Source organism: Sphingobium amiense (genome assembly GCF_003967075.1).
GTDB lineage: Bacteria > Pseudomonadota > Alphaproteobacteria > Sphingomonadales > Sphingomonadaceae > Sphingobium > Sphingobium amiense.
Window position 1 is genome coordinate 193,097 of the sequence record NZ_AP018666.1, and the last position, 19,025, is coordinate 212,121.

The 19,025-nt window shown below is 64.3% G+C and carries 16 protein-coding genes and 2 pseudogenes; 8 read left to right on the forward strand and 10 right to left on the reverse strand.

The window, feature by feature from the left end; all coding sequences use genetic code 11:
- Positions 1–58 precede the first annotated feature (58 nt).
- Positions 59–784, forward strand: a complete 726-nt coding sequence (locus SAMIE_RS23910; protein WP_232037485.1) for a response regulator — start codon at positions 59–61, stop codon at positions 782–784.
- A 38-nt stretch (positions 785–822) separates the two neighbouring features.
- On the opposite strand, the gene SAMIE_RS22395 is transcribed toward SAMIE_RS23910, so the two are convergent.
- Complete coding sequence (locus SAMIE_RS22395) at positions 823–1,302, reverse strand: MucR family transcriptional regulator (protein ID WP_048938902.1); 480 nt, start codon at positions 1,300–1,302, stop codon at positions 823–825.
- A 332-nt stretch (positions 1,303–1,634) separates the two neighbouring features.
- Between SAMIE_RS22395 and SAMIE_RS22400 the strand changes: the two genes are divergently transcribed.
- Positions 1,635–2,543 carry a DUF4238 domain-containing protein gene (locus SAMIE_RS22400; RefSeq protein ID WP_048938903.1) on the forward strand — a complete coding sequence of 303 codons (909 nt, stop codon included), beginning with the start codon at positions 1,635–1,637 and terminating at the stop codon, positions 2,541–2,543.
- Between the two features lie 223 nt (positions 2,544–2,766).
- Here the strand turns inward: SAMIE_RS22400 and SAMIE_RS22405 are convergent, their stop codons facing one another.
- The 3 genes and pseudogenes from SAMIE_RS22405 to SAMIE_RS23920 all read right to left on the reverse strand — a co-directional run.
- Positions 2,767–3,447 carry a virulence factor gene (locus tag SAMIE_RS22405; protein ID WP_232037487.1) on the reverse strand — a complete coding sequence of 227 codons (681 nt, stop codon included), beginning with the start codon at positions 3,445–3,447 and terminating at the stop codon, positions 2,767–2,769.
- Positions 3,448–3,497: 50 nt separating this feature from the next.
- Complete coding sequence (locus SAMIE_RS23915) at positions 3,498–4,160, reverse strand: phosphatidylglycerol lysyltransferase domain-containing protein (protein WP_232037498.1); 663 nt, start codon at positions 4,158–4,160, stop codon at positions 3,498–3,500.
- A pseudogene (locus SAMIE_RS23920) lies at positions 4,106–4,432 on the reverse strand (phosphatidylglycerol lysyltransferase domain-containing protein); the annotation flags it as partial. The pseudogene SAMIE_RS23920 and the gene SAMIE_RS23915, both read right to left, overlap by 55 nt.
- Before the next feature lie 2,533 nt (positions 4,433–6,965).
- Here SAMIE_RS23920 and SAMIE_RS24190 point away from each other — a divergent pair.
- Positions 6,966–8,345: pseudogene (locus SAMIE_RS24190) on the forward strand (strawberry notch-like NTP hydrolase domain-containing protein); the annotation flags it as partial.
- A 146-nt stretch (positions 8,346–8,491) separates the two neighbouring features.
- Here SAMIE_RS24190 and SAMIE_RS22420 read toward each other — a convergent pair.
- From SAMIE_RS22420 to SAMIE_RS22430, 3 genes are read right to left on the reverse strand one after another with little or no spacing between them, the layout of a single operon-like run.
- Positions 8,492–9,496, reverse strand: a complete 1,005-nt coding sequence (locus SAMIE_RS22420; protein ID WP_066704306.1) for a tyrosine-type recombinase/integrase — start codon at positions 9,494–9,496, stop codon at positions 8,492–8,494.
- Positions 9,493–10,848: a tyrosine-type recombinase/integrase gene (locus tag SAMIE_RS22425; RefSeq protein WP_066704304.1), complete on the reverse strand. Its 1,356-nt coding sequence runs from the start codon at positions 10,846–10,848 to the stop codon at positions 9,493–9,495. Before SAMIE_RS22425 ends, SAMIE_RS22420 begins: the two co-directional genes overlap by 4 nt.
- Complete coding sequence (locus SAMIE_RS22430) at positions 10,845–12,077, reverse strand: site-specific integrase (protein ID WP_066704301.1); 1,233 nt, start codon at positions 12,075–12,077, stop codon at positions 10,845–10,847. The genes SAMIE_RS22425 and SAMIE_RS22430 overlap by 4 nt, the downstream gene beginning before the upstream one ends.
- 166 nt (positions 12,078–12,243) lie before the next feature.
- Between SAMIE_RS22430 and SAMIE_RS22435 the strand changes: the two genes are divergently transcribed.
- The gene (locus SAMIE_RS22435) at positions 12,244–12,645 is read left to right on the forward strand and encodes a methylase (RefSeq protein ID WP_408641276.1); all 402 of its coding nucleotides are present in this window, start codon (positions 12,244–12,246) and stop codon (positions 12,643–12,645) included.
- Positions 12,646–12,752: 107 nt separating this feature from the next.
- On the opposite strand, the gene SAMIE_RS23925 is transcribed toward SAMIE_RS22435, so the two are convergent.
- On the reverse strand, positions 12,753–13,034 hold the full coding sequence (locus SAMIE_RS23925; protein WP_230190467.1) for a hypothetical protein: 282 nt from the start codon (positions 13,032–13,034) through the stop codon (positions 12,753–12,755).
- Between SAMIE_RS23925 and SAMIE_RS22440 the strand changes: the two genes are divergently transcribed.
- From SAMIE_RS22440 to SAMIE_RS22455, 4 genes are all read left to right on the forward strand, one after another.
- Positions 13,005–14,222: a tyrosine-type recombinase/integrase gene (locus tag SAMIE_RS22440; protein ID WP_232037324.1), complete on the forward strand. Its 1,218-nt coding sequence runs from the start codon at positions 13,005–13,007 to the stop codon at positions 14,220–14,222. The two genes, SAMIE_RS23925 and SAMIE_RS22440, sit on opposite strands and share 30 nt — an antisense overlap.
- The gene (locus SAMIE_RS22445; protein WP_030093215.1) at positions 14,219–15,133 is read left to right on the forward strand and encodes a tyrosine-type recombinase/integrase; all 915 of its coding nucleotides are present in this window, start codon (positions 14,219–14,221) and stop codon (positions 15,131–15,133) included. Before SAMIE_RS22440 ends, SAMIE_RS22445 begins: the two co-directional genes overlap by 4 nt.
- On the forward strand, positions 15,130–16,173 hold the full coding sequence (locus tag SAMIE_RS22450; protein WP_051743976.1) for a tyrosine-type recombinase/integrase: 1,044 nt from the start codon (positions 15,130–15,132) through the stop codon (positions 16,171–16,173). The genes SAMIE_RS22445 and SAMIE_RS22450 overlap by 4 nt, the downstream gene beginning before the upstream one ends.
- A gap of 126 nt (positions 16,174–16,299) precedes the next feature.
- Positions 16,300–18,045, forward strand: coding sequence for a strawberry notch C-terminal domain-containing protein (locus tag SAMIE_RS22455; protein ID WP_408641277.1), 1,746 nt, complete (start codon positions 16,300–16,302; stop codon positions 18,043–18,045).
- Here the strand turns inward: SAMIE_RS22455 and SAMIE_RS22460 are convergent.
- Both SAMIE_RS22460 and SAMIE_RS22465 read right to left on the reverse strand, forming a co-directional pair.
- The gene (locus SAMIE_RS22460) at positions 18,020–18,229 is read right to left on the reverse strand and encodes a hypothetical protein (RefSeq protein ID WP_048939583.1); all 210 of its coding nucleotides are present in this window, start codon (positions 18,227–18,229) and stop codon (positions 18,020–18,022) included. The genes SAMIE_RS22455 and SAMIE_RS22460 overlap by 26 nt on opposite strands.
- Positions 18,230–18,339: 110 nt before the next feature.
- Positions 18,340–18,546: a hypothetical protein gene (locus SAMIE_RS22465; protein WP_232037490.1), complete on the reverse strand. Its 207-nt coding sequence runs from the start codon at positions 18,544–18,546 to the stop codon at positions 18,340–18,342.
- Positions 18,547–19,025: the final 479 nt, after the last annotated feature.

The window sequence follows — 19,025 nt, forward strand, 5'->3', positions numbered from 1 at the left end:
GCCGCGGATTGCCGCGTCAGGCCCCGACATCCATCTCGATGCGAACGCCGTGCCGAAGATGGCGATGATCCTGCACGAGCTCGGCACCAACGCGCGCAAATACGGCGCTCTCTCTCGTGCTGGCGGCACGGTCGACATCCGTTGGACTGTCCGGCCGGAACAGCTCGCGCTCAGCTGGACCGAGCGCGGTGGTCCCAGCGTCCGGGCGCCCGTCCGCCGCGGCTTTGGATCGCGGCTGATCGAAGCCACCGTTCGCGGCGTTCACGGCAATGCCGATATGAGCCTCGAGGCCGAGGGCGTACGCTGGGAGATCCAGTTTCCGCTGCCGGACGACGAGGGCTCAGCACAAGAGGCTGGCAAGGGGCGGGCGGGGCAGGGTTCGCTCGCCGAGCAGGCCGGCCTTGCGCCATCGCGCGAACCGGCATGGCGCAACCTTGCAGGCAAGCACGTGCTTGTCGTGGAGGACGAGCCGCTCCTGGCCCTCGATATCGTCGGCCAGCTCGAGGATGCGGGCACCATCATCGTTGGACCCGCCGCTGATCCGCGCGCGGCGCTCGACCTCATCGCGCACCATCGGATCGACGTTGCCCTGCTCGACGCCAATCTCTCGGGCGAACCGGTCGACGATATCGCGCATGCGCTCGCCGCGCAGTCCATCCCCTTCCTGTTCATGAGCGGCTATGGGCGCGAGAACCTGCCCCAGGCTTTCCCGCATATCGAACTGCTCTCGAAGCCCTTCGACCCGCGGCAGCTTCTCACGCTTGCCGACAGGATGCTTGCCTGACCGATTGGGGGTGGGCGCGCCCTGCCGCCTTCTAACGTTTAGGGACGGTCCGGGGCGGGCTTGGCGGCCGCTATGCCAAGCTTCCGACGGCCCTTGCCACCTGCCTTCGCGGCCGGTGCCGGTTCGCCGGGCTTGCGGCCAAGGCCATTTGCCTTGGCAAGTGTGCTGCGGCGCTCCCTGTAGCTCGGCGCCACCATGGGATAGTCCTTGGGCAGGCCCCATTTCGCGCGATAGGCATCGGGCGACAGGCCGTAATGGGTCGCCAGGTGGCGCTTGAGCATCTTCATCTTCTTGCCGTCTTCCAGGCACACCAGATAGTCCGGCTTGACCGAATGGCGGATCGACACTGCCGGACGAAGCTCTTCCGGTTGGGGCTCTGGGGCCGGCACCACCGCCTGGTTCAACGCGCCATAGACGCCCTCGATCAGCGCCGGCAGGTCGGCCGCCGGCACGGCATTGTTCGAGACATGTGCCGCGACGATATCGACGGTGAGTGTGACAAGAAGATCTTGAGCCAATCTGGTCTCCCTTTCTCGGGAATGGGCGTCAGCGCTATAGTCCGCTGATCGCCGCCTTCATATTGCGGATCGCGATGCCTGCAAGCAGGATCACTCGGAGGCGTCATGGGAAGGGAGCGCAACGAACCATCTGGCGCGGACCAGCCAACTGACCAGCCCCAGCATGCTAGACTGAGCCTCGAGGCGGGGAAGACCAACTCTCGGCATTCCGCAGCCGAGGCGTAAAAGTCTGATTATGGCTAAATTGTCGTAAGCGCCCAGAGGCCGGGAGAGCAGCCGACTTTCACGGGCGCAAGCTGGGAGCTACATCATCAGGTAATCAAAGAGAACCGATGACGATGCAATCGAAGACACAGAATCCGCCATGGCGCCACCACTTTATCCCTCAGTTTTTGTTGGAGGAATGGAAAACGGGTGGCGAGTTGCTTCGCTATTACCGAGATTGGCGCGGCGACGTTCAGTGCGAACCAAAGTCACCAAAAGGCGTCTGCTTCGGCCGTGATCTCTACAAAACTGAGGGGTTTCCTCCCGAGCATGCGCAGCAAATGGAAACGATCTTCATGCAGTGGATCGATAACGCTGCAGCCAATGTCCACGCGCGCCTGCTTCGGGGTGAAGTCGATGCTCTGAGCGACCAAGAATGCACCGAGTGGGCACGGTTTGTCATGTCGCTGATCTTCCGGACGCCACTGGACATACGTGGCTTACGCGAGGCCGTGGCGATCCAGGCTGAGCGAGCTCGCCCACTCATGGAAGCCGATGGCGAAGGCGAGGAGCTTCCACCGGTTGCCGTTCAAGACCTGCAGATGAAAATACTGAGGTACGCAATCGACGATCCTGAACGTGGCTCGACACTCATCAACATGCATTGGCGCGTAGTAAAGACCTCCAATCCGAGAGAACTCTGGATTTCGGATTGGCCTCTCGATGTGCCAAGCAACGCAGCTTGGCTTGGCGGTCCATCATCTTACATCGGGCTACCGATTGCTCCAAATGTTTGGTTTGTAGCTGCTGGCACGAAGTCATTCGCCGATCGGCTTGTGGCGCGGCCACAGCGGGAACTCATTCTCACACAGAACCGGGCTACCGTCGGCCATGCTCAGAACTTCGTGGGAGCGAAGACGCCAAAGGCTGCAAAATTCATCAAAGCGAATTTCGGAGGTCTGCCACGCTTCTCGGTCACGCAGAGCATGGCAGAAAAATATCGGACAGCAGGCCAGGCCGGCCAAGAACCAGCCTGAGATGGGTAACCCTCCTATCTTCGCCGGACAGTCCGTCGAGTTCGCCGCGTCGTTGGCCGCACATTATCTCTGCCTGCCTCTGCCGGAAGCCGACTCTCGCCACCGGGTTTGCGACCGGCAGTACGTCCTTATCCAAGAGGGTGGTTATGCTCTCGTGGCGCGCCCCAAGGGCGGCTGTCGTGCGTGCCGGCGGGATTGAGTTCGCTCCCCGCAACGGACGAGGTCAATGCCCGTCGATTGCCTGCAGGATTACGGCCGACACCTTGCCGACATCGTCATTCAGGAAGTGGCCGCCGGGCAGCGCGATCCGTGTCACGTTGCGCGCGCTCGCGCTCCACACGGGGCATAGGCTTTCCGGCTCGCTCTCGCCTTGGATACAGAGCGCGGGCGCCCAATCGAAGCGCTGGGCGGTGGGGAGAGCCGGGCCATCATTGCCGACGTTGAAGACGCCGCCCGGCGTCGCCCGGAACGACAGCGTGTCCTGCGGAACGATGAGGGCCGCAAGCACGATCCGCTGTCGATCGGCGGGGGGCAGGTCGGCGAGGCCCGTCAGGAGAACATCGGCGCCGAAGGACTGGCCGATCACCACAAGGCGGCGCGCGCCCGGCTCCGCGAGGGCGCGGCCGATCGCCTGGCGCACGAGCGCCCGCGTCTCCTGCGGCGAGCGGCGACGGGCAAAGGCGCTGAGCGAGTTGACGCCCAGGACCGGGATCCCGACCGCGGCGATGTGCCTCGCGATCCTGGGCCCCATGCCGGTGTTGAACCCCAGGTCACCGGAAAAAAACAGGGTGACCGTGCCGTCTTGCCTTGCGGACGAGGCGCTCGCCGGCACCCGGCTGTAAATCGGCCCCGCCGGATAGCCCAGAAAATGGCAATATCCCGCGCCCGCGGCGATGACGAGCAACGCGACCAGCAGCGCGGCGCGGACCCATCGCTGGGCAAGAGACCGGCTGCTCATTTGCCGCCGATCAGCGCCTGGAGGTCGAACAGCGCCCTGGCGAGCGCCGGGCCTTGCGGCCCCGCGATGAAGCGCGGCTCCCAAACCGGCGAGAATTTCTCTTTGTAGCTGCGTAGGCCCTCGAAGCCGTAGAGCGCCTGGCCGTGATGGTAGAGAAGCGCGCCGAGCCGCGCCCAGAGCGGCGCCAGGCGGCGCGCCTCCAGGCCGGACAAGGGGGCGAGGCCGAGGGTGAACCAGCGATAGCCCTGCCCATGGCCCCATTGCATCAGCCGCACGAACAGATAGTCCATCGTGCCATAGGGCATGTCGGCATCGTGGCGCATCAGGTCGATCGACAGCTCGGTGCGATCCTGCGTCGCCCAGACATTGGCGAAGGCGACAATCTTCTCCTCGCGCAGGACGACCGCGCAGTCGAAGCGGGCGAGATAGGCGGGGTCGAAGCGGCCCACGCTGAAGCCCTTTTCCCGGTGGCCCTTCTCGCGCAGCCAGCTTTCGGAAATCTCCTGCAGCCGGGGCAGATGCGCGGCAAGCTCGTCTCGCGCGATGATCGCGAAGCGCGCGCCTTCTTCTCCGCGCGGCGCACCGCATAGCGCAGCGGCTTGGCCGCCGGCGTGTCGAGCGTGAAGGTGGTAAGATCGACCCGCGCTTCTTCGCCATATTTGACGATCTGCAAGCCCAGGTCGATCGCCATGGGCAAGGCCTGCAGGCTGATCTGGTAGAGCAGCAGCCGGCCCTGCGCGGCGTCCGCCCCTTCGCGCAGCTGCCAGAGGAGTTCGCTCCATTCGGCAGGATCGCCGACCGGATCGCCCATCACGATCCAGCTTGCCCCGCGCACCTGGTACATGACGAAGGCGCGGCCCGAGGGCGAGCACAGGAAGCGCTTGTCGCCCGTATAGGCGAGATTGGCGTCGGTGCGGTGCGTCAGCGCCATCGCTTCGCCCTGCGGCGGCTCGAGGCTGGCGAGCCCCGGGCCCGCCACGGGGGCCGGCGCAGCAGCCGCCACACCGCGAGGCGGCCAGCGCGAGGCCTACGCCGAGGCTGGCGCGCAGGAAGCGCGAGGCGTCGCCATGCTCCGAAAAGCGCCAGAAGAGATCGGTGCTGTAGGGCACGCGCTTATAGGCGAAGAAGCCGACCCAGATCGGCAGGCCGATCATGAGCGCCACGCTTGCCAGCCAGCTCGGCGTCAGCACTTCCTGCGTCAGCCGTGTCTGGCGGTAGAAGGCGCCCCGCGTCCAGCGCAGGACGCCCGCGAGCAGCAGCATGAGGATTGCCTCCTCATAGTCTAGGCCCTTAGCGAGCGAGACCAGCGCGCCGATGAGCAGCAGCAGGCCTGTCAGCCAGGCCGCCCCATCGAGGCGCCTATAGAGGCCCGCCGACACCAGCAGCAGCGCGGCGCCGACTACGCTGCCGGCGAGATGCGATATTTCCACCAGCGGCAGGGGCAGGATCGCAGCGAGCGCCGCCATGCGGTCATGCTCGGCGGGCAGCGCGCCCGAGACCAGCAGGACCATGCCGCCCAGGAACACGAGGGCCGCGACCAGCGTCGGCGCTATGCCCGAGGCGATCGTCTGGGCGCCGTGCAACGTCGCGGCCATCGGCCGCCGCCAGCGCGCTCCTTCCTGTACTGCGATGATGACGCCTGCGATCAGCAGGGGCAGGATATAGTAGACCAGCCGGTAGCCGAGCAGCGCGGCGACAAGCTCCGGGCGCGGCGTTGCCGGCAGGGCTGCGACGATGACCGCTTCGAAAACGCCGAGGCCGCCCGGCACATGGGTTACGAGCACCGCGATGATCGCCAATATGTAGCCGATGAAGAAGACCGGCCAGTCGGCAAGACTGGCGCCCGGGACCAGCACCAGCAGGGCCGCGCTCGCGGCCATGAGATCGACCGTGGCGACGCCAAGCTGGGCGAACGCCGTCCGGTAGCCCGGGATCCGCAAATCCCATTTCCAGATCCGGACAGTCCGGCCCGCGGGTCCTGACCAGGCAAGCGCACCGATGATGAGGGCAAGGAGCGCGAGGCCACTTGCCCGCCAAACCCAGGGCGAGGGCGCGAAGCCGGCAAAGCCGGGCCCGCCGGGAAAGAGCGCCAGCATCGCCCCGGCAAGGGTGAAGACGCCGCCCCAGAAGGTCAGCCCGGCGATCGCGACCACCCGGCCCACATCGCCCGCGCCCAGGCCGTGCGCGCTGTAGATCCGGTAGCGGGCCGAGCCGCCGGTGAAGAGCGCGAGGCCCAGATTATGGCTGAGCGTATAGCTTGTGAACGAGGCCAGCGCGGCGACGCGATAGGGCAGGGGACGATCGATCGCGCGCAGCGCCAGCACGTCGTAGAGCGTCAACGCCAGATAGCTGATCGCGGTGAGCCCCGCCGCCGCGAGCAGATGAAGGACGCCCACTTGCGCCCAGGCTGCCCGGATGTCGTGCATGTGCACTTCGCGCAGGAGGTGCGACAGCGCGAAGAAACCCATCGCGGCAAGCAGGAGAACCACCGCCACCGGGACGATGCTCTTGAGCCGGTCCATTTGCGCTTTTCCGATCACCCGCACCCCTCTCGAAGACGGGTCCACCTTATGGAGACGGCGCGGCGCCGAACAGCGAAATAGAAGCGGCGTTTTGGCGGGTCCCGACACCGGCACCTGGCTGGCACTGAAGACGACCCGGGGAATCCCGGCCCGGAAAAGGGGAGGGGGATCGGAACTGTGATGCTGCCGAAGGGGCAGCTGTCACAGGAGCATACCCTCATGTCCGATCTCTTCGCCGCCGCCGGCGCATCCGACCGCCTTGCCGCCCAGGCCCTGCTTCCCCTGCTGCGCAGCGGGGCCCCCATCACCCGCCGCCAGCTTAACGAAGCGATGACGAGCGCCTTTGGCGGCAGCGACGCCGACGGCCACTGGACGCAGCGCGACAGCTTCGAACTCCTGGAGCACGCGACCGCCCTCTATCTGCGAGAAAAGCCCTATACCCTCGAGAGCTTCGCCGACGTGACGCAGGCCCATGCGCTCGTCCAGCGCCTGCCGACCCAGACCGTGCGCAGCGAAGCGCAGATCGCCTGGCAGCAATTCTCGACGCCCGCCGATATCGCGGCGCTTGCGGTGCTGCTCGCCGACGTCGGGCCGCAGGACGTGGTGCTCGAACCCAGCGCGGGCAATGGCCTTCTCGTCGCACAGCTCGGAGATCATCGGTCGCTACAACTCAACGAACTCGATCCTACGCGGCGTTCGCGCCTGGCGGCTCTGTTCCCCGAAGCCCTCATCACCGGGCATGACGGCGCCGCGATCGGGTCGCTGATGGCCCGGCAGGAGCGGCCGAGCGTCATCCTGATGAACCCGCCCTTCTCGCGCTCGCTCGGCCGCGGCACCGACGACCTGGCCGCTGTGCGGCACCTCCAGGCGGCACTGCGCCACCTCGCACCGGGTGGACGCCTGGTGGCGATCATGCCCGATTGGTTTGGCCCCAATGCGCGCATGCGCGACCATTTCGAAACCGTGCTGCGCGAGGCGAGCGTACGGACATCGCTGCGGCTCGAAAAATGCTACACCAAGCATGGCACGAGCATCGCCGTGCGGCTCTTCGTCATCGACAAGGTCGCTGGAAACGCGCCGCCCGCCGTCATCCAGCGCGCATCGGTCGAAGAACTGGCCGCGGTCCTCACCGTGCCGCCGCGTACCACGCCGCCCGTCGTGGCAGCGCCCGTCCGCGCGGCACCGGTGTCCGGTAAAGCCATCTCGCTCTTCCGCGCGGTCAAGAGCGCGCCCGTCAAGCCGCGCGCCTATTTCGCACCGGCGCGCAACGACGTTCTCCCGGTCGATTATGAACGCCTCGAAGCCCCGGCACCGCTGCTGGAGCAGACCGGCGTCTATCTGCCTTATCGGCCGAGCCGCATCATATTCGACAAAGCGGGCGAGCACCCGACCGCACTCGTCGAATCCGTCGCGATGGGATCGATCGCCGCTCCCATCCCGCACTATGTGCCCCGCTTGCCCGAGCGCACCGTGTCGGAACGTCTGCTGTCGGTCTCCCAGCTCGAGACCGTCGTCTATGCCGGCCATGCCTGGTCGCAGACCCTCCCGGGCCGCTTCAAGCCGGACAAGGAAGGCGTTGGGCTCGTCCTCGCCGAGGATGGGCGGACCTATCGCAAGGGCTTTTTCCTGGGCGACGGCACCGGGGCCGGCAAGGGCCGACAGGTCGCCGCCTGCATCCTCGACAACTGGCTGCAGGGCCGGCGGCGCAACATCTGGGTCACCAAGAACGAGCCGCTGCTCGAAGATGCGCGGCGCGACTGGACTGCGCTCGGTGGCGTCTCGGCCGATGTGCAGCCGGTCGGCAACTGGAAGATCGACGAGCCCATTACCCTCGAGCAGGGCGTCCTGTTCGTCACCTATCCGACCCTGCGCTCAGCGCGCGGCGATCACAGCCGGCTCAAGCAGATCCTCGACTGGGCGGGCGAGGATTTCGAAGGGGTCATCTTCTTCGACGAAGCGCACGAGATGGGCGGCGTCGCCGGCGGGGAAGGGGCGCTGGGCGCCAAAGCCGGCTCGCAGCAGGGCATCTGCGGCGTGCTCCTCCAGAACCATCTACCCGGCGCGCGCGTCGGCTACGCTTCGGCCACCGGCGCCTCGGACATCAACAATCTCGCCTATGCGGTCCGGCTCGGGCTCTGGGGCCCGGAAACCGCCTTCCCCGATCGCGAGCAGTTCATCTCCTCGATCCGGCAAGGCGGCATCGCCGCGATGGAACTGGTCGCCCGCGATCTCAAGGCCAGCGGCCTTTATCTCGCCCGCGCCCTGAGCTTTGCCGGAGTCGAATATGACATATTGAAGCACGAGCTGACCCCGGCGCAGATCGAGATCTACGACATCTATGCCGATGCTTGGGCCGTGTTATGCGCAGCTGCGCATAAGATCGCTTATCGCGAGGTCGCGATAATGCGCAGGAGCGCGGCGCGGCCCCGCAAAGCGGCGGCACACTTCGCCACGTCCTTCGCATTATTTCACAGGGTGTCGAGCCATTCCATCAGGCTGGCATCGCGTTTCCACGATGGTGGGACGTTGCTCGCCGCCGGCGCGCCTACCTGTTCAAGCGCCTTTCGTTTGGTCTCCAGATTGGCCTGTGCGTAGTGGTTGGTCGTATCGAGGCTGACGTGTCCAAGCCAACTGCGGATGACGGTGATGTCGACCCCGGCAGCGACAAGGTGAACGGCGGTGGCATGCCGGAAGCTGTGCGGCGTCACATGTTTGGACCGAAGCGTCGGCATGGATTTGGCGGCTTCCTCAACATAGGCGGCCAACTTGAACCGCACCCCGGAGGCGCCCAGGGGCTCACCGTATCGATTCACGAAGATTCGCTCTTCTGCCCCACGTGGTTGGCGTTCCAACAACTTCCGGAGCAACGTCACTGTTTCTGGCCAGAGCGGACAGATGCGTTCCTTGCGCCCCTTGCCGTAAAGACGCACGAAGTTCGGTGCGTCGAACCGGATCGCGTCGGTACAGAGGTCGAGAGCTTCCTGGATGCGCGCGCCGCTGTTGTAGAGGAACGAGAGCAACACATGGTCGCGCATCCCCTCGATTGTCGATCGGTCGGGCTGAGCAAGGATCGCCTCGACCTCCCCCGTCTCGAGATAGCAGGGTGCAGCGGTGGGCTCCCGCTTCAGCGGGACGGTCAGGACCTCGGCGCATTGCGCAATGTATTCGGGATCCTTGTCCGCCACGTAGCTGAAGAAGCTGCGGATCGCTGCGAGCCGGCAGTTTCGCGTGCCGATTGTGCTTTTGCGCCCATGCTCGGTATGATGGAGGAACGCGCGCACCTCGCCGGCCGAGACATCGGCCAGCGTGATCCGCGCAACCCCGCCGCCTTTTCGCTCCGCGATAAACCGAAGCAACAATCGCCAGGTGTCGCGGTAAGACCGGATCGTATGAACCGAAGCACTGCGTTGCTCGGCCAACCATTCCTGGAAGAACGCCCGCAACAACGCGGGGAACGGATTGCTCTTCGTCATGGCCGCGCCTCCATTGTGAGGCATCGGACGCCAACGGTACGGAACCGCTCGCTTGCCTCATGCAGCAGGTCCTGCGTGACAGTGATGTAGACCAGCGTGGAGTTGATGTCCCGGTGCCCCATATAGGTGGAGAGAAAGCGCAGTTTGTCCTGCGGATTGACGCCGGATCGATACCATTGAAGGATTCGGTTCACGACCATCGAGTGGCGCAGGTCATGAACGCGTGGTCCCGCCCGCCCCGTCGGGGGCTTGAACCCGGCGCGGCGCATGACGTTGGTAATCATCGTTGAGACCGTCACGGGGGTATAGCGATCATTGAAGTGCTCGTGCCAGAAGAGCCCGGACCGCGGATCCTGCGGGGCGCCGGCGCGCCGCCTTGCATCGATATAGGCCCGTAATTCGGCCATGACGCTGCCGGTTAGCGGCAAGATCCTGGTCTTGTAGAACTTCGTTTCCCGGATCGTGATCGTGTCCGATTGAAGGTCCACGTCACCCAGATCAAGCCCGGCGAGTTCACTACGGCGCAGTCCGGCACAATAGGCCAGAACCACCATCGTGTAGAGGACCATAGGCCGCAGCGGAGCATCCGGCGACGGATACGAGCGGGCAACATCGAGCAACCGCCGGACGTCGGCCGGACTGAAGATATGCGGCCGTCGATGCTCGCGCGCCACTTCCCGCTCTGGCCGGGCGTTGAAGCGTTTTGGCGGGATTCTGGGATCAAGGCGATACCGCGCCTTGGTCAGGATGCGCCCCAGCTTCTGACATTCAGCCGCGTGATTGCGGGTCGGCTTGGCAGTTGCCCAGCGCGCCAGCATTGTCTCAAGCGATGCCCCGGCAAGTTCGGGGTTCGCCTGGAGGAACCGATCGAACCGCAATAGCCAGTGAGCCTGGGTCTCATACTGATAGCCCCGGCTGCGCATCAACGCGACATGCTCGCGCATGAAGTCCCCCAGCACGCTGCCGTAGGGCGCGGGCCGTCGCAATGCGGCCAGGGCTTCGTCGGGATTGGGGGAAGCGAGAGCCCGCCAGATCGGCTTGTTTTGTTTGGCGTTGTACTGACGACGAAGCACAGCAACGGGATTCTCGGCGATCAGCCCGATTTCGACGAGGTGTTCGAGGAAGCGATCGACAATGCAGACCTGGTTGAGCAGCGTCGGCATTCGCCAACGTTTTTCCATTTCCTTCAGCCAGACGTCGAGCATCTGCCGGTCAACCGCGGGATGACGTCGGGCTACATCCTCGAAGCTGCGAAGGAACCAGCGATAAGTCGGTCTGCTTCCCGGCCGGAACTGCGATTTTTCCAGGAAGGCGTCAACAACGGTGCAATCGGGATCGTGCCAGGCGCTCATGACAGCATCTCCGAGCCGGGTACCTCGAGCGCCACGGCTCGGAGATCATCTGTCGCCAGCTTGAGATAGGCATTGGTGGATTCGATTGATCGATGCCCGAGCACGTCGCCGATGATCTTTTGCGGGACCGACGCCCGCAGTAGTTCGACCGCTCGCGCGTGGCGGAAGACATGCGCTCCTCGCTTTCCCGGCGGCTCGACGCCTGCGGCTGCTAACCGCCCGCGGATCATGCCGTACAGGTTTGTCATTGCGATGTAGGGCGCGCAGGATCGGATGAAGATTTCCCGCCCCTCGACCTGGGGGCGCCCATGACGCAGATAGTCGAGCAGCGCCTCACCAACCGGCGCCAATAGCGGCATGTAGGAGTACGCATTGGTCTTGGTGTGACGGATACGCAGGGATTCTCCGCGCCAGTTCACGTCTTCAAGCCGAAGGCGGCATATCTCACCTTCGCGCAACCCATATGTGGCAAGCAGTTGAAGTACCGCAAAATCGCGCATTCCTCGCGGCGATCCGTCCTTCTTCGTCGTCGCCAACACCGCGGCGATTTGGCTCTTGTCCAACGTCGAGGGCACATCTTCATAGGCGTAAAGCATGGGGCCGATGATGTGCGGCGTGAGATCAGTCGGGATGCGTCCCGTCCGATGCAGATAGCGCACCACCGACCGGAGCCGCTCAGCGACATCGGCCAATGATTTGCGCCTTAATCCAGGCGCGCGCATGTCCATGTAGAGATCGACTTCCACGATGCTCAACGTGTCGAGGCTGGCAGCACCGCTCCGTTCGAACTGCCATCGCAGGAAGTTCCGTGCCTCCCACATAAGCGCCGCGATGGTAGCGCTTGCCAGACCGCGCTCGTCGCGCAGCCATGCCTCGTATTCGCAGCAGATCGCCTGCCGGTACACAGTTTCCGGTTCGATTATCTCCGGCTCGGGCGGCCATTTGCCTTGAGCAAGCCGGAGGAGCTTGTTGATTGACGTGCGGGGCAACATGTGCCACCGCGGACAGGGAACTCGGCCATACTGGGCCTGAAAATCCTGGATTGCATAGCAAAAATACTGGTCGACCTGCTGAGGCGTCACAGTCTCGACCTGCATGTCGCACTCGGCCAGATAATCGAGAAATGCGCGCGCGTAGAGTCGATGGTTCGCCACAACCACCGGGTTATAATTCTGCGCCGTGAGCAAATTCGAGAGTTCGGCGATCAATTCGTCGTGCGTCTGCAACATGATTGTTTCCTCAGCTGGTCCAGAGACCACCGAGGTTCGCAATCAAAATAATGTGCAGCAAGATCGCACGACAGTGCAGGAATTCAGCGACTATGCCGCGCTCCTGCGCATTATCGCTACCTCGCGATAAGCGATCATCCATCGCAACATGGAGGCCGCCCTCGAGCTGACCGGCGTCGTCGACGGCCTCGAAGGCAATACGCTCAACAGCGGCGCCAAGGCCTCGGCGCGCTCGCGCTTCGAGTCGACCAAGCAGCGCTTCTTCGGACAGGTGCTCCTGTCGATGAAATTGCCGACCGTGATCGCGGCGGCCGAGCAGCATCTCGCCGAGGGCAAATCGGTGGTCATGCAGCTTGTCACCACGGCCGAGTCCATCCTCGACCGCCGCCTGGGCCAGCTCGCCCCGGATGAGCGCGCCGAACTCGATATCGACCTGAGCCCGCGCGAATTCCTGTTATCTGGAGATCCAGATAAAACATATTCTTTGCAGTCGAGATTTATGTCGAGCGGTTCGCACGCAGGCGCGGATTTACGGGATGAAGACATCGATTTTACTCCAGATAATTAAGGTGCCCCCAGCCCCAACAAGCTGGAGGATCTATGACGTCGCCAAAAACGGTCGTTTCATACGGACGGCCCAAGCCCTGGACGGGAGACACTCCCACCCCAGATACTCTATCCACCGCCTTCCACTCTTCTCTTCTGGGGACTGCGGCAGTTGCAGCGGGGCTTTACAAAACGGCCGCTCGCCATTTCCTGTACTGGATCGATCAGCAGGGCATCGCGGTCTCGATTGTTGATGACGCTGTCGTCCGCCGCTTCGAGAAGCATCGGTGTCGCTGTCGGGGTTTTTCCCGCCATGAGCCCAACCGTCCGAAGTTCACCAGCAAGGTTCGGCGGTTTGTTCGCTTCCTGGAGGACCGGGGTATGGTCGCCGTGCCCGATGATATCGATCATCTGGACACGGCGTTGGCGGATTACGCGACATTCCTCGTGCAGGAGCATTACAGCGCGGCGAGCATCAAGAGCTACCGTTCGGAGGCAGCGCACTTTGCCGCGTGGATGCGCGTTTCTCGCCTGCGCTGGCAGGATGTCACTGATAAGCATGTTGCCTTGTATGCTGGCCACAGCTGTCGTTGCCCGGTTTACCGCAAGCGCGGAACGCTGATCGGCCATCACGGTCCGTTACGCCGCAGTAAGGGCGCGCGGCGCTTCCTTGGATTTTTGCGCGACCGGCAGATACTTCCGCAGGCAGAGAGCCAACCGTATGAAGACGAGGATCTGACAGCCTATAAGGCTTGGCTGAAGGCCCATTGCGGCAGTTCGGCTGCGACGATCCGTCGTTACAGCGACGAAGTGAAGCGCTGGTATTTGTTGCTCGGTCCGCCATCGGATCTGGACGCGGCTACCATCAGAAGAATCGTTAGCCACCGCATCACCGAGGTGCCCGGTTCTGCACCGACCGTCGCCGGCATCATACGGAGCTATGTGCGCTTTCTTGTCTCACGCGGGGAGTGTGACGCGGCGTTGCAACATGCCTTTCCGCCCATCAGGCGCTATCGGCTCGGCACCCTGCCACGCTATATGGACGAGGCGACGGTCGAGGGGATCATTGCGTCCTGCAAAACCGATACTGCGGTCGAGATTCGTGACAAGGCCATCATCCTTCTACTTGCCAGGCTCGGCCTGCGAGCCGGTGACATTTGGCAGCTCCGTCTAGCGGATATCGACTGGAACGAAGGATGTCTGAGGGTATGCGGCAAGAGCAGGCGGCCCGATCGCCTGCCGCTGCCCCAGGATGTAGGGGATGCGATCCTCGACTATATCGAGCGGGCCCGCCCACCGATAGACGAGGAGCGGTTGTTCGTTCGGGTGCAACCTCCATTCCGGCCGTTCAACTCGTCGGCCGAGATCGCAGGCATCGTAGCGCGTGTATTCCATCGGGGCGCCATCGAGGGCGTGCCGACGGGTGCCCATGCCTTCCGGCATTCTCTGGCAACACGGATGCTGCGCGCCGGCGCCGGCCTTGAATCGGTCGGCACGATCCTGCGCCACCGTTCCCCGGCGACCACCGCCATCTACGCCAAGGTCGACGTCCCGATGCTGCTCAAGGTCGCTCAGGATTGGCCGGGAGACGCGGCATGATGAACGCTCAGATCGAACGCTATGTCGCGTTACATCGCAGTTTCGGCCGCAAGTTTGACGCGCAGGAACGGTGGCTCCGTCTCTTTGCCAGCTATGCCAACGACCTCGGCGATCGGCACATCAAAGTCGAGCGGATCTACGATTGGTGCCGATCGGCCAGTTCCCAGAACGTGGCCCGGGACAGGTTCGACCACCTCCGCCGCTTCTGCCTCTATGCCCATGCCGAGGATCAGCAGCATCAGGTGCCGCCAGCAGGCGTCTTCGGAAGAGGGAAGCGACGCCGCCCGACACCACATATCATCGAGCCCGAACAACTCAGAGCGATCATGCAGGCCGCCCTTGATCTTCCGCCCAAAGGCAAGATCAGCCCGCATACTTACCACTACCTGTTCGGCCTGCTGGCGACGACCGGCCTGCGGATATCCGAGGCGCTCGCACTCCAGTGTAATGATGTGGTCGACGACGGCCTCGTTATCCGGAACGGCAAATTCGGCAAGCAACGCCTCCTGCCGATCCAGCCATCAACGCGAGAGGCGCTCGATACGTATCTCAGCATTCGCAGAAGGCTGAACGCCCGCGGCGATGATCTGTTCGTCACCACGAGAGGCCGGGCGCCACACCAGACGGTCGTTCACATCGTCTTCGTCAGATTGGCTCGTAAGCTGGGTTTCCGCGGTCCGACCGGAACCAAGGGCATTCGCGTCCACGACCTGAGGCACACCTTCGCCGTTCGGTCGCTGGAGTCCTGCCAGCACGATCGGGAGGCGATCCGGCATCACTTAGCAGCGCTCAGCACCTATCTTGGCCATACGGATGTAGCCAACACATACTGGTATCTCGAAGCAACACCGGTCCTCCTTCGTGACATCGCCGCAGCAGGTGAGCAGCTTTTCCGAGGAGACGCAGCATGACCGCGCTCGCCACCCATCTCGCTGCGTTCCTGCGCGAACATCTGCCTCGCGAACGCAACGTCAGCCCACATACGGTGACGACCTACGCGAACTGCTTCGCGCTTCTGGTCCGGTTCGCAGCCAACCACCTGAAGCGGCGCCCCACCGACTTGACGATTGAGGATTTCGATCCCGCGCTGATCATGGCGTTTCTCGACCATTCGGAGGAGGCAAGGAAGAACAGTCCCAGAACCCGCAATGCCAGGCTTGCGGCGATCCGGGCGTTCTTCCGTTACGTCGAGTATCGCGTCCCAGCCTGCCTCGATCTCGCGCTGCGTGTACGTGCCGTGCCGACAAAGCGGACCGACACGACCCTGATCGACTATCTGACGCGGGACGAGATCACCGCGCTGCTCGATGCACCCGATCCTCAGTCTCGCCTGGGCACCCGGGATCGCGCCATGTTGCACCTCGCCTACGCTGGCGGTCTGCGGGTCGCCGAGTTGTTGTCGCTACAGATGCAGGACTTTCCGGAACGCTCGCTCGCAACGGTCCACATCATTGGCAAGGGGCGGCGCGAACGCATCCTCCCTCTCTGGCGCGAGACACAGGCAAGTCTTCGGGCCTGGCTTGCTGTTCGCCCGCAATGTCAGGCGATGGAGATATTTCTGAACGCTCATGGCGAGCCGATGACGCGCGACGGATTTGCGTTCAGGCTCGCCAAGCATGTAGCCACGGCGGCGAAGAAGCAGCCGTCGCTGCTGCGCAAGCGGGTCACGCCCCACGTGCTCCGGCATTCCTGCGCGATGCACACGCTCGCTGCGACCGGCGACATCCGCAAAGTGGCGCTCTGGCTTGGGCATGCCAGTATCCAGAGCACGGAAGCCTATCTGCGGGCCGACCCCGAGGAAAAGCTGCAAATCCTCGCTGCGCATGGGTCGCCATTGGTCAAGCCAGGCCGCTTCAGGCCGCCAGCGGATCCGCTGATCATGATGCTCAACGACGTTCGAAAACGAGCATCGCCCCGGGGCCGTAGCGCGCCTGGCATCCAGTCACCTTAATTATCTGGAGTAAAACCGATGTCTTCATCCCGTAAATCCGCGCCTGCGCGCGAACCGCTCGACATAAATCTCGACTGCAAAGAATATGTCATCGACTATCTCGAACGCGCCTTTCCGACCCGGCAAATGCGCGTCTTCACCGACGACACCGGCGCCGAGCGCTCGGTGCCGATGGACGACGAGAACGGCAATCCGGTCTATAATCCGCAGGCGCTCGCGGCGCGCGCCAATCTCATCGAGCAGCTTTGCGCGCTGCCGCCGATCACCTCCGCGCTCGACGGGCTGCTCAATCATTTCGGCCATGACAATGTCGCCGAGATCACGGGACGCACCAAGCGGCTGATCCAGGCGAGCGACGGGCGCCAGAAGCTCGAGACCCGCTCAACCCGAACCAGCCAGGCCGAGGCCGCCGCCTTCATGGGCGGCCTCAAGCGCATCCTCATCTTCAGCGACGCGGGCGGGACTGGCCGCTCCTATCATGCGAGCCTCGATGCGGTGAACCAGGAGCAGCGGGCCCATCTCCTGCTCGAACCCGGCTGGCGGGCCGACCGGGCGATCCAGGGTCTGGGGCGCACCCATCGCACGCATCAGGCCTGCACGCCCCTGTTCCGGCCGGTAACCACCGACTGCAAGGGCGAGCTGCGCTTCACCAGCACCATCGCCCGGCGCCTGGACACGTTGGGTGCGCTGACCCGGGGGCAACGCCAGACCGGAGGACAGAATCTCTTCGACCCCGCCGACAATCTGGAAAGCAGCTATGCCTGCGCGGCGCTGACGAGCTGGTTCCACCTCCTGCACCTGGGCAAGCTCAAGAGTACCACGCTCGCCGAGTTCGAGGAGCGCACCGGCCTCGAACTCACCGACAAGGACGGCGTGCTGAGGGGCGAGCTGCCGCCGATCCAGCGCTGGCTCAACCGGTTGCTTGCGCTCCCGATCGGGCTGCAGAACCGGATCTTCGAGGAGTTTCTCGCCCTCGTCGAAACCCGGGTACAGGCCGCACGCGAAGCGGGGCGGCTCGACGTCGGCGTGGAGACCATGCTCGTCGATACCGCGACGATCATCGACGACACGATCCTGCGCACCGATCCGGTCAGCGGCGCGACCTCCCACCTCCTCACCATCGAGGTGGCGCGCCGCAAGACGCCTGTCTCGCTTGAGCGCATCCTGCGCATCGCCGAAAGTCATCCCCGCCACGCCTTCCTGCGCAATGCCAAGTCCGGCCTGGTCGCACTGCAGGTGAAGGCCCGCGCCCATATGGAAGAGAAGGACGGCACACCCATCCCTCGCATCGAACTCATGCGCCTGACCCGCAACGACTATATGCGCCTTGCCGATCTCGCCGAAACCGCCTGGTCACCGATCGACGAGGAGGCTTTCCGCGCACTCTGGGCCGCCGAGGCCGAAGCGGCGGCGGCGCAGGTCGATACCGAGACGATCCGGCTCGCTACCGGGCTCCTGCTGCCGATCTGGTCAGCGCTGCCGAGCGATCATCTCGTCGTCAACCGCATCGCCGACCAGAGCGGCCAGTCCTGGCTCGGCCGCATCGTCTTCGACGATCATGTCGTGCAGCTCTACACCAAACTCGGCCTCGATCGTGCCGAGAACCTGCCGCCCGGCGATATCGTCAAGTCCGCGCTCGGCGGCCGCAGCGTCGAACTGACGCAGCCGTTCCCGATGGCGATCAAGCGCGCCGTGGTGAACGGTCTGCCCCGCATTGAACTCGTGGGCGCGCCGCCCGCGCAGCTTGCCTATCTCAAATCGCTTGGCTGCTTCACCGAGATCATCAGCTACCGCACGCGCGTGTTCGTGCCGGTGGAGGGCGCTGCCGATATCCTCGGCCGGCTGCTCAGGCCAGAGGCCCAAGCGGCATAGCCACGATCAGGCTCGCGGCATCCGGCTCGATTTCCAATCCCGCCAGGGGCTGGGTCAGCAGCATGGCCGCGAGCGCCGCCTGGGTCGTCGCCGCGCCAGCCTTGTCGCCCGCCTGTTCGAGCAATTGAACTGCCTTGCGGATCAGGCCGACTGCAAGCGCCCTCTTGTCATGTATTGCGTCCATCGCATCCACTCGTGCTGGTGCCATGGGCCCAGGATAGCATAAGCCCTGCCGTCCGCTACCGGATGATGTGCGCGCCTCCAGGTCTTCCGGCCGCTCGCTCGGGGGGCGGCCTAGTCGCTGCTGAGCGGAATACCCGCGATGAGCGCGGCGCTTTGCGGATCCAGCTCTTCGCCGGGCTGGAGGGGCCGCGCCGCGAGCGCCACATCGAGCGCATGTTGCAGCCGCGCAGCCGTATCCCAGTCTTCGGCCCTGTCCAGAAACACCATCGCCTGCCGCATGAGGCCTATCGCGATGCCGCGGCTGTTCGTCTCTGCCATGCCCATCTCCTCGAGCTCCCGGTTAAACCGTGGGAGAGGGGGCGATTGGCCTGTCGTCCGAACTCCCGCGCACTGGACGCGGGAGCCGCCGGACCTCGCAACATGTGAACACACATGCGCCGCCACCTTTAACCCGAAGGTCTGGACATGCGCGACGGCAGCCCGGAAACCGATGGTTTTCGAGTTGCTTGTGTTCACGGACTTGCGAGGTCCGGCGCTGCCCTTTGCGCAGCGCAGCTCCGCCCTAACAGAGGGGCCGGGAGCGGCCAACCGGTTCCTTTTTCTGACCAGGTTTCCAGCGTCGTTGGCTGGTGTCGGCGCCCCGTTCCGGCTGCCTTGACGATCGCTGTCGCACCACAGGGCGCTGCCCCCGGTCGGACAGCCGAGGCGACCGAAACGGCCAGCGGCGGGGCCGCTGCAAAGAGAAGGGGGGTCGGAAGGGGTGTCCCGGGATGATCCGGGCATCAAGGAGACTTCCA

Bases quoted from the DNA above. Each gene is read 5' to 3' on its own strand.
- SAMIE_RS22465 (WP_232037490.1), bottom strand. From the start codon at position 18,546: ATGGCAGAGACGAACAGCCGCGGCATCGCGATAGGCCTCATGCGGCAG.
- SAMIE_RS23910 (WP_232037485.1), top strand. From the start codon at position 59: ATGGCGATGATCCTGCACGAGCTCGGCACCAACGCGCGCAAATACGGC.
- SAMIE_RS22420 (WP_066704306.1), bottom strand. From the start codon at position 9,496: ATGACGAAGAGCAATCCGTTCCCCGCGTTGTTGCGGGCGTTCTTCCAG.
- SAMIE_RS22400 (WP_048938903.1), top strand. From the start codon at position 1,635: ATGACGATGCAATCGAAGACACAGAATCCGCCATGGCGCCACCACTTT.
- SAMIE_RS22425 (WP_066704304.1), bottom strand. From the start codon at position 10,848: ATGAGCGCCTGGCACGATCCCGATTGCACCGTTGTTGACGCCTTCCTG.
- SAMIE_RS22450 (WP_051743976.1), top strand. From the start codon at position 15,130: ATGACCGCGCTCGCCACCCATCTCGCTGCGTTCCTGCGCGAACATCTG.
- SAMIE_RS22460 (WP_048939583.1), bottom strand. From the start codon at position 18,229: ATGGACGCAATACATGACAAGAGGGCGCTTGCAGTCGGCCTGATCCGC.
- SAMIE_RS23925 (WP_230190467.1), bottom strand. From the start codon at position 13,034: ATGATCGATATCATCGGGCACGGCGACCATACCCCGGTCCTCCAGGAA.
- SAMIE_RS22455 (WP_408641277.1), top strand. From the start codon at position 16,300: ATGCGCGTCTTCACCGACGACACCGGCGCCGAGCGCTCGGTGCCGATG.
- SAMIE_RS22430 (WP_066704301.1), bottom strand. From the start codon at position 12,077: ATGTTGCAGACGCACGACGAATTGATCGCCGAACTCTCGAATTTGCTC.
- SAMIE_RS22440 (WP_232037324.1), top strand. From the start codon at position 13,005: ATGGTCGCCGTGCCCGATGATATCGATCATCTGGACACGGCGTTGGCG.
- SAMIE_RS22445 (WP_030093215.1), top strand. From the start codon at position 14,219: ATGATGAACGCTCAGATCGAACGCTATGTCGCGTTACATCGCAGTTTC.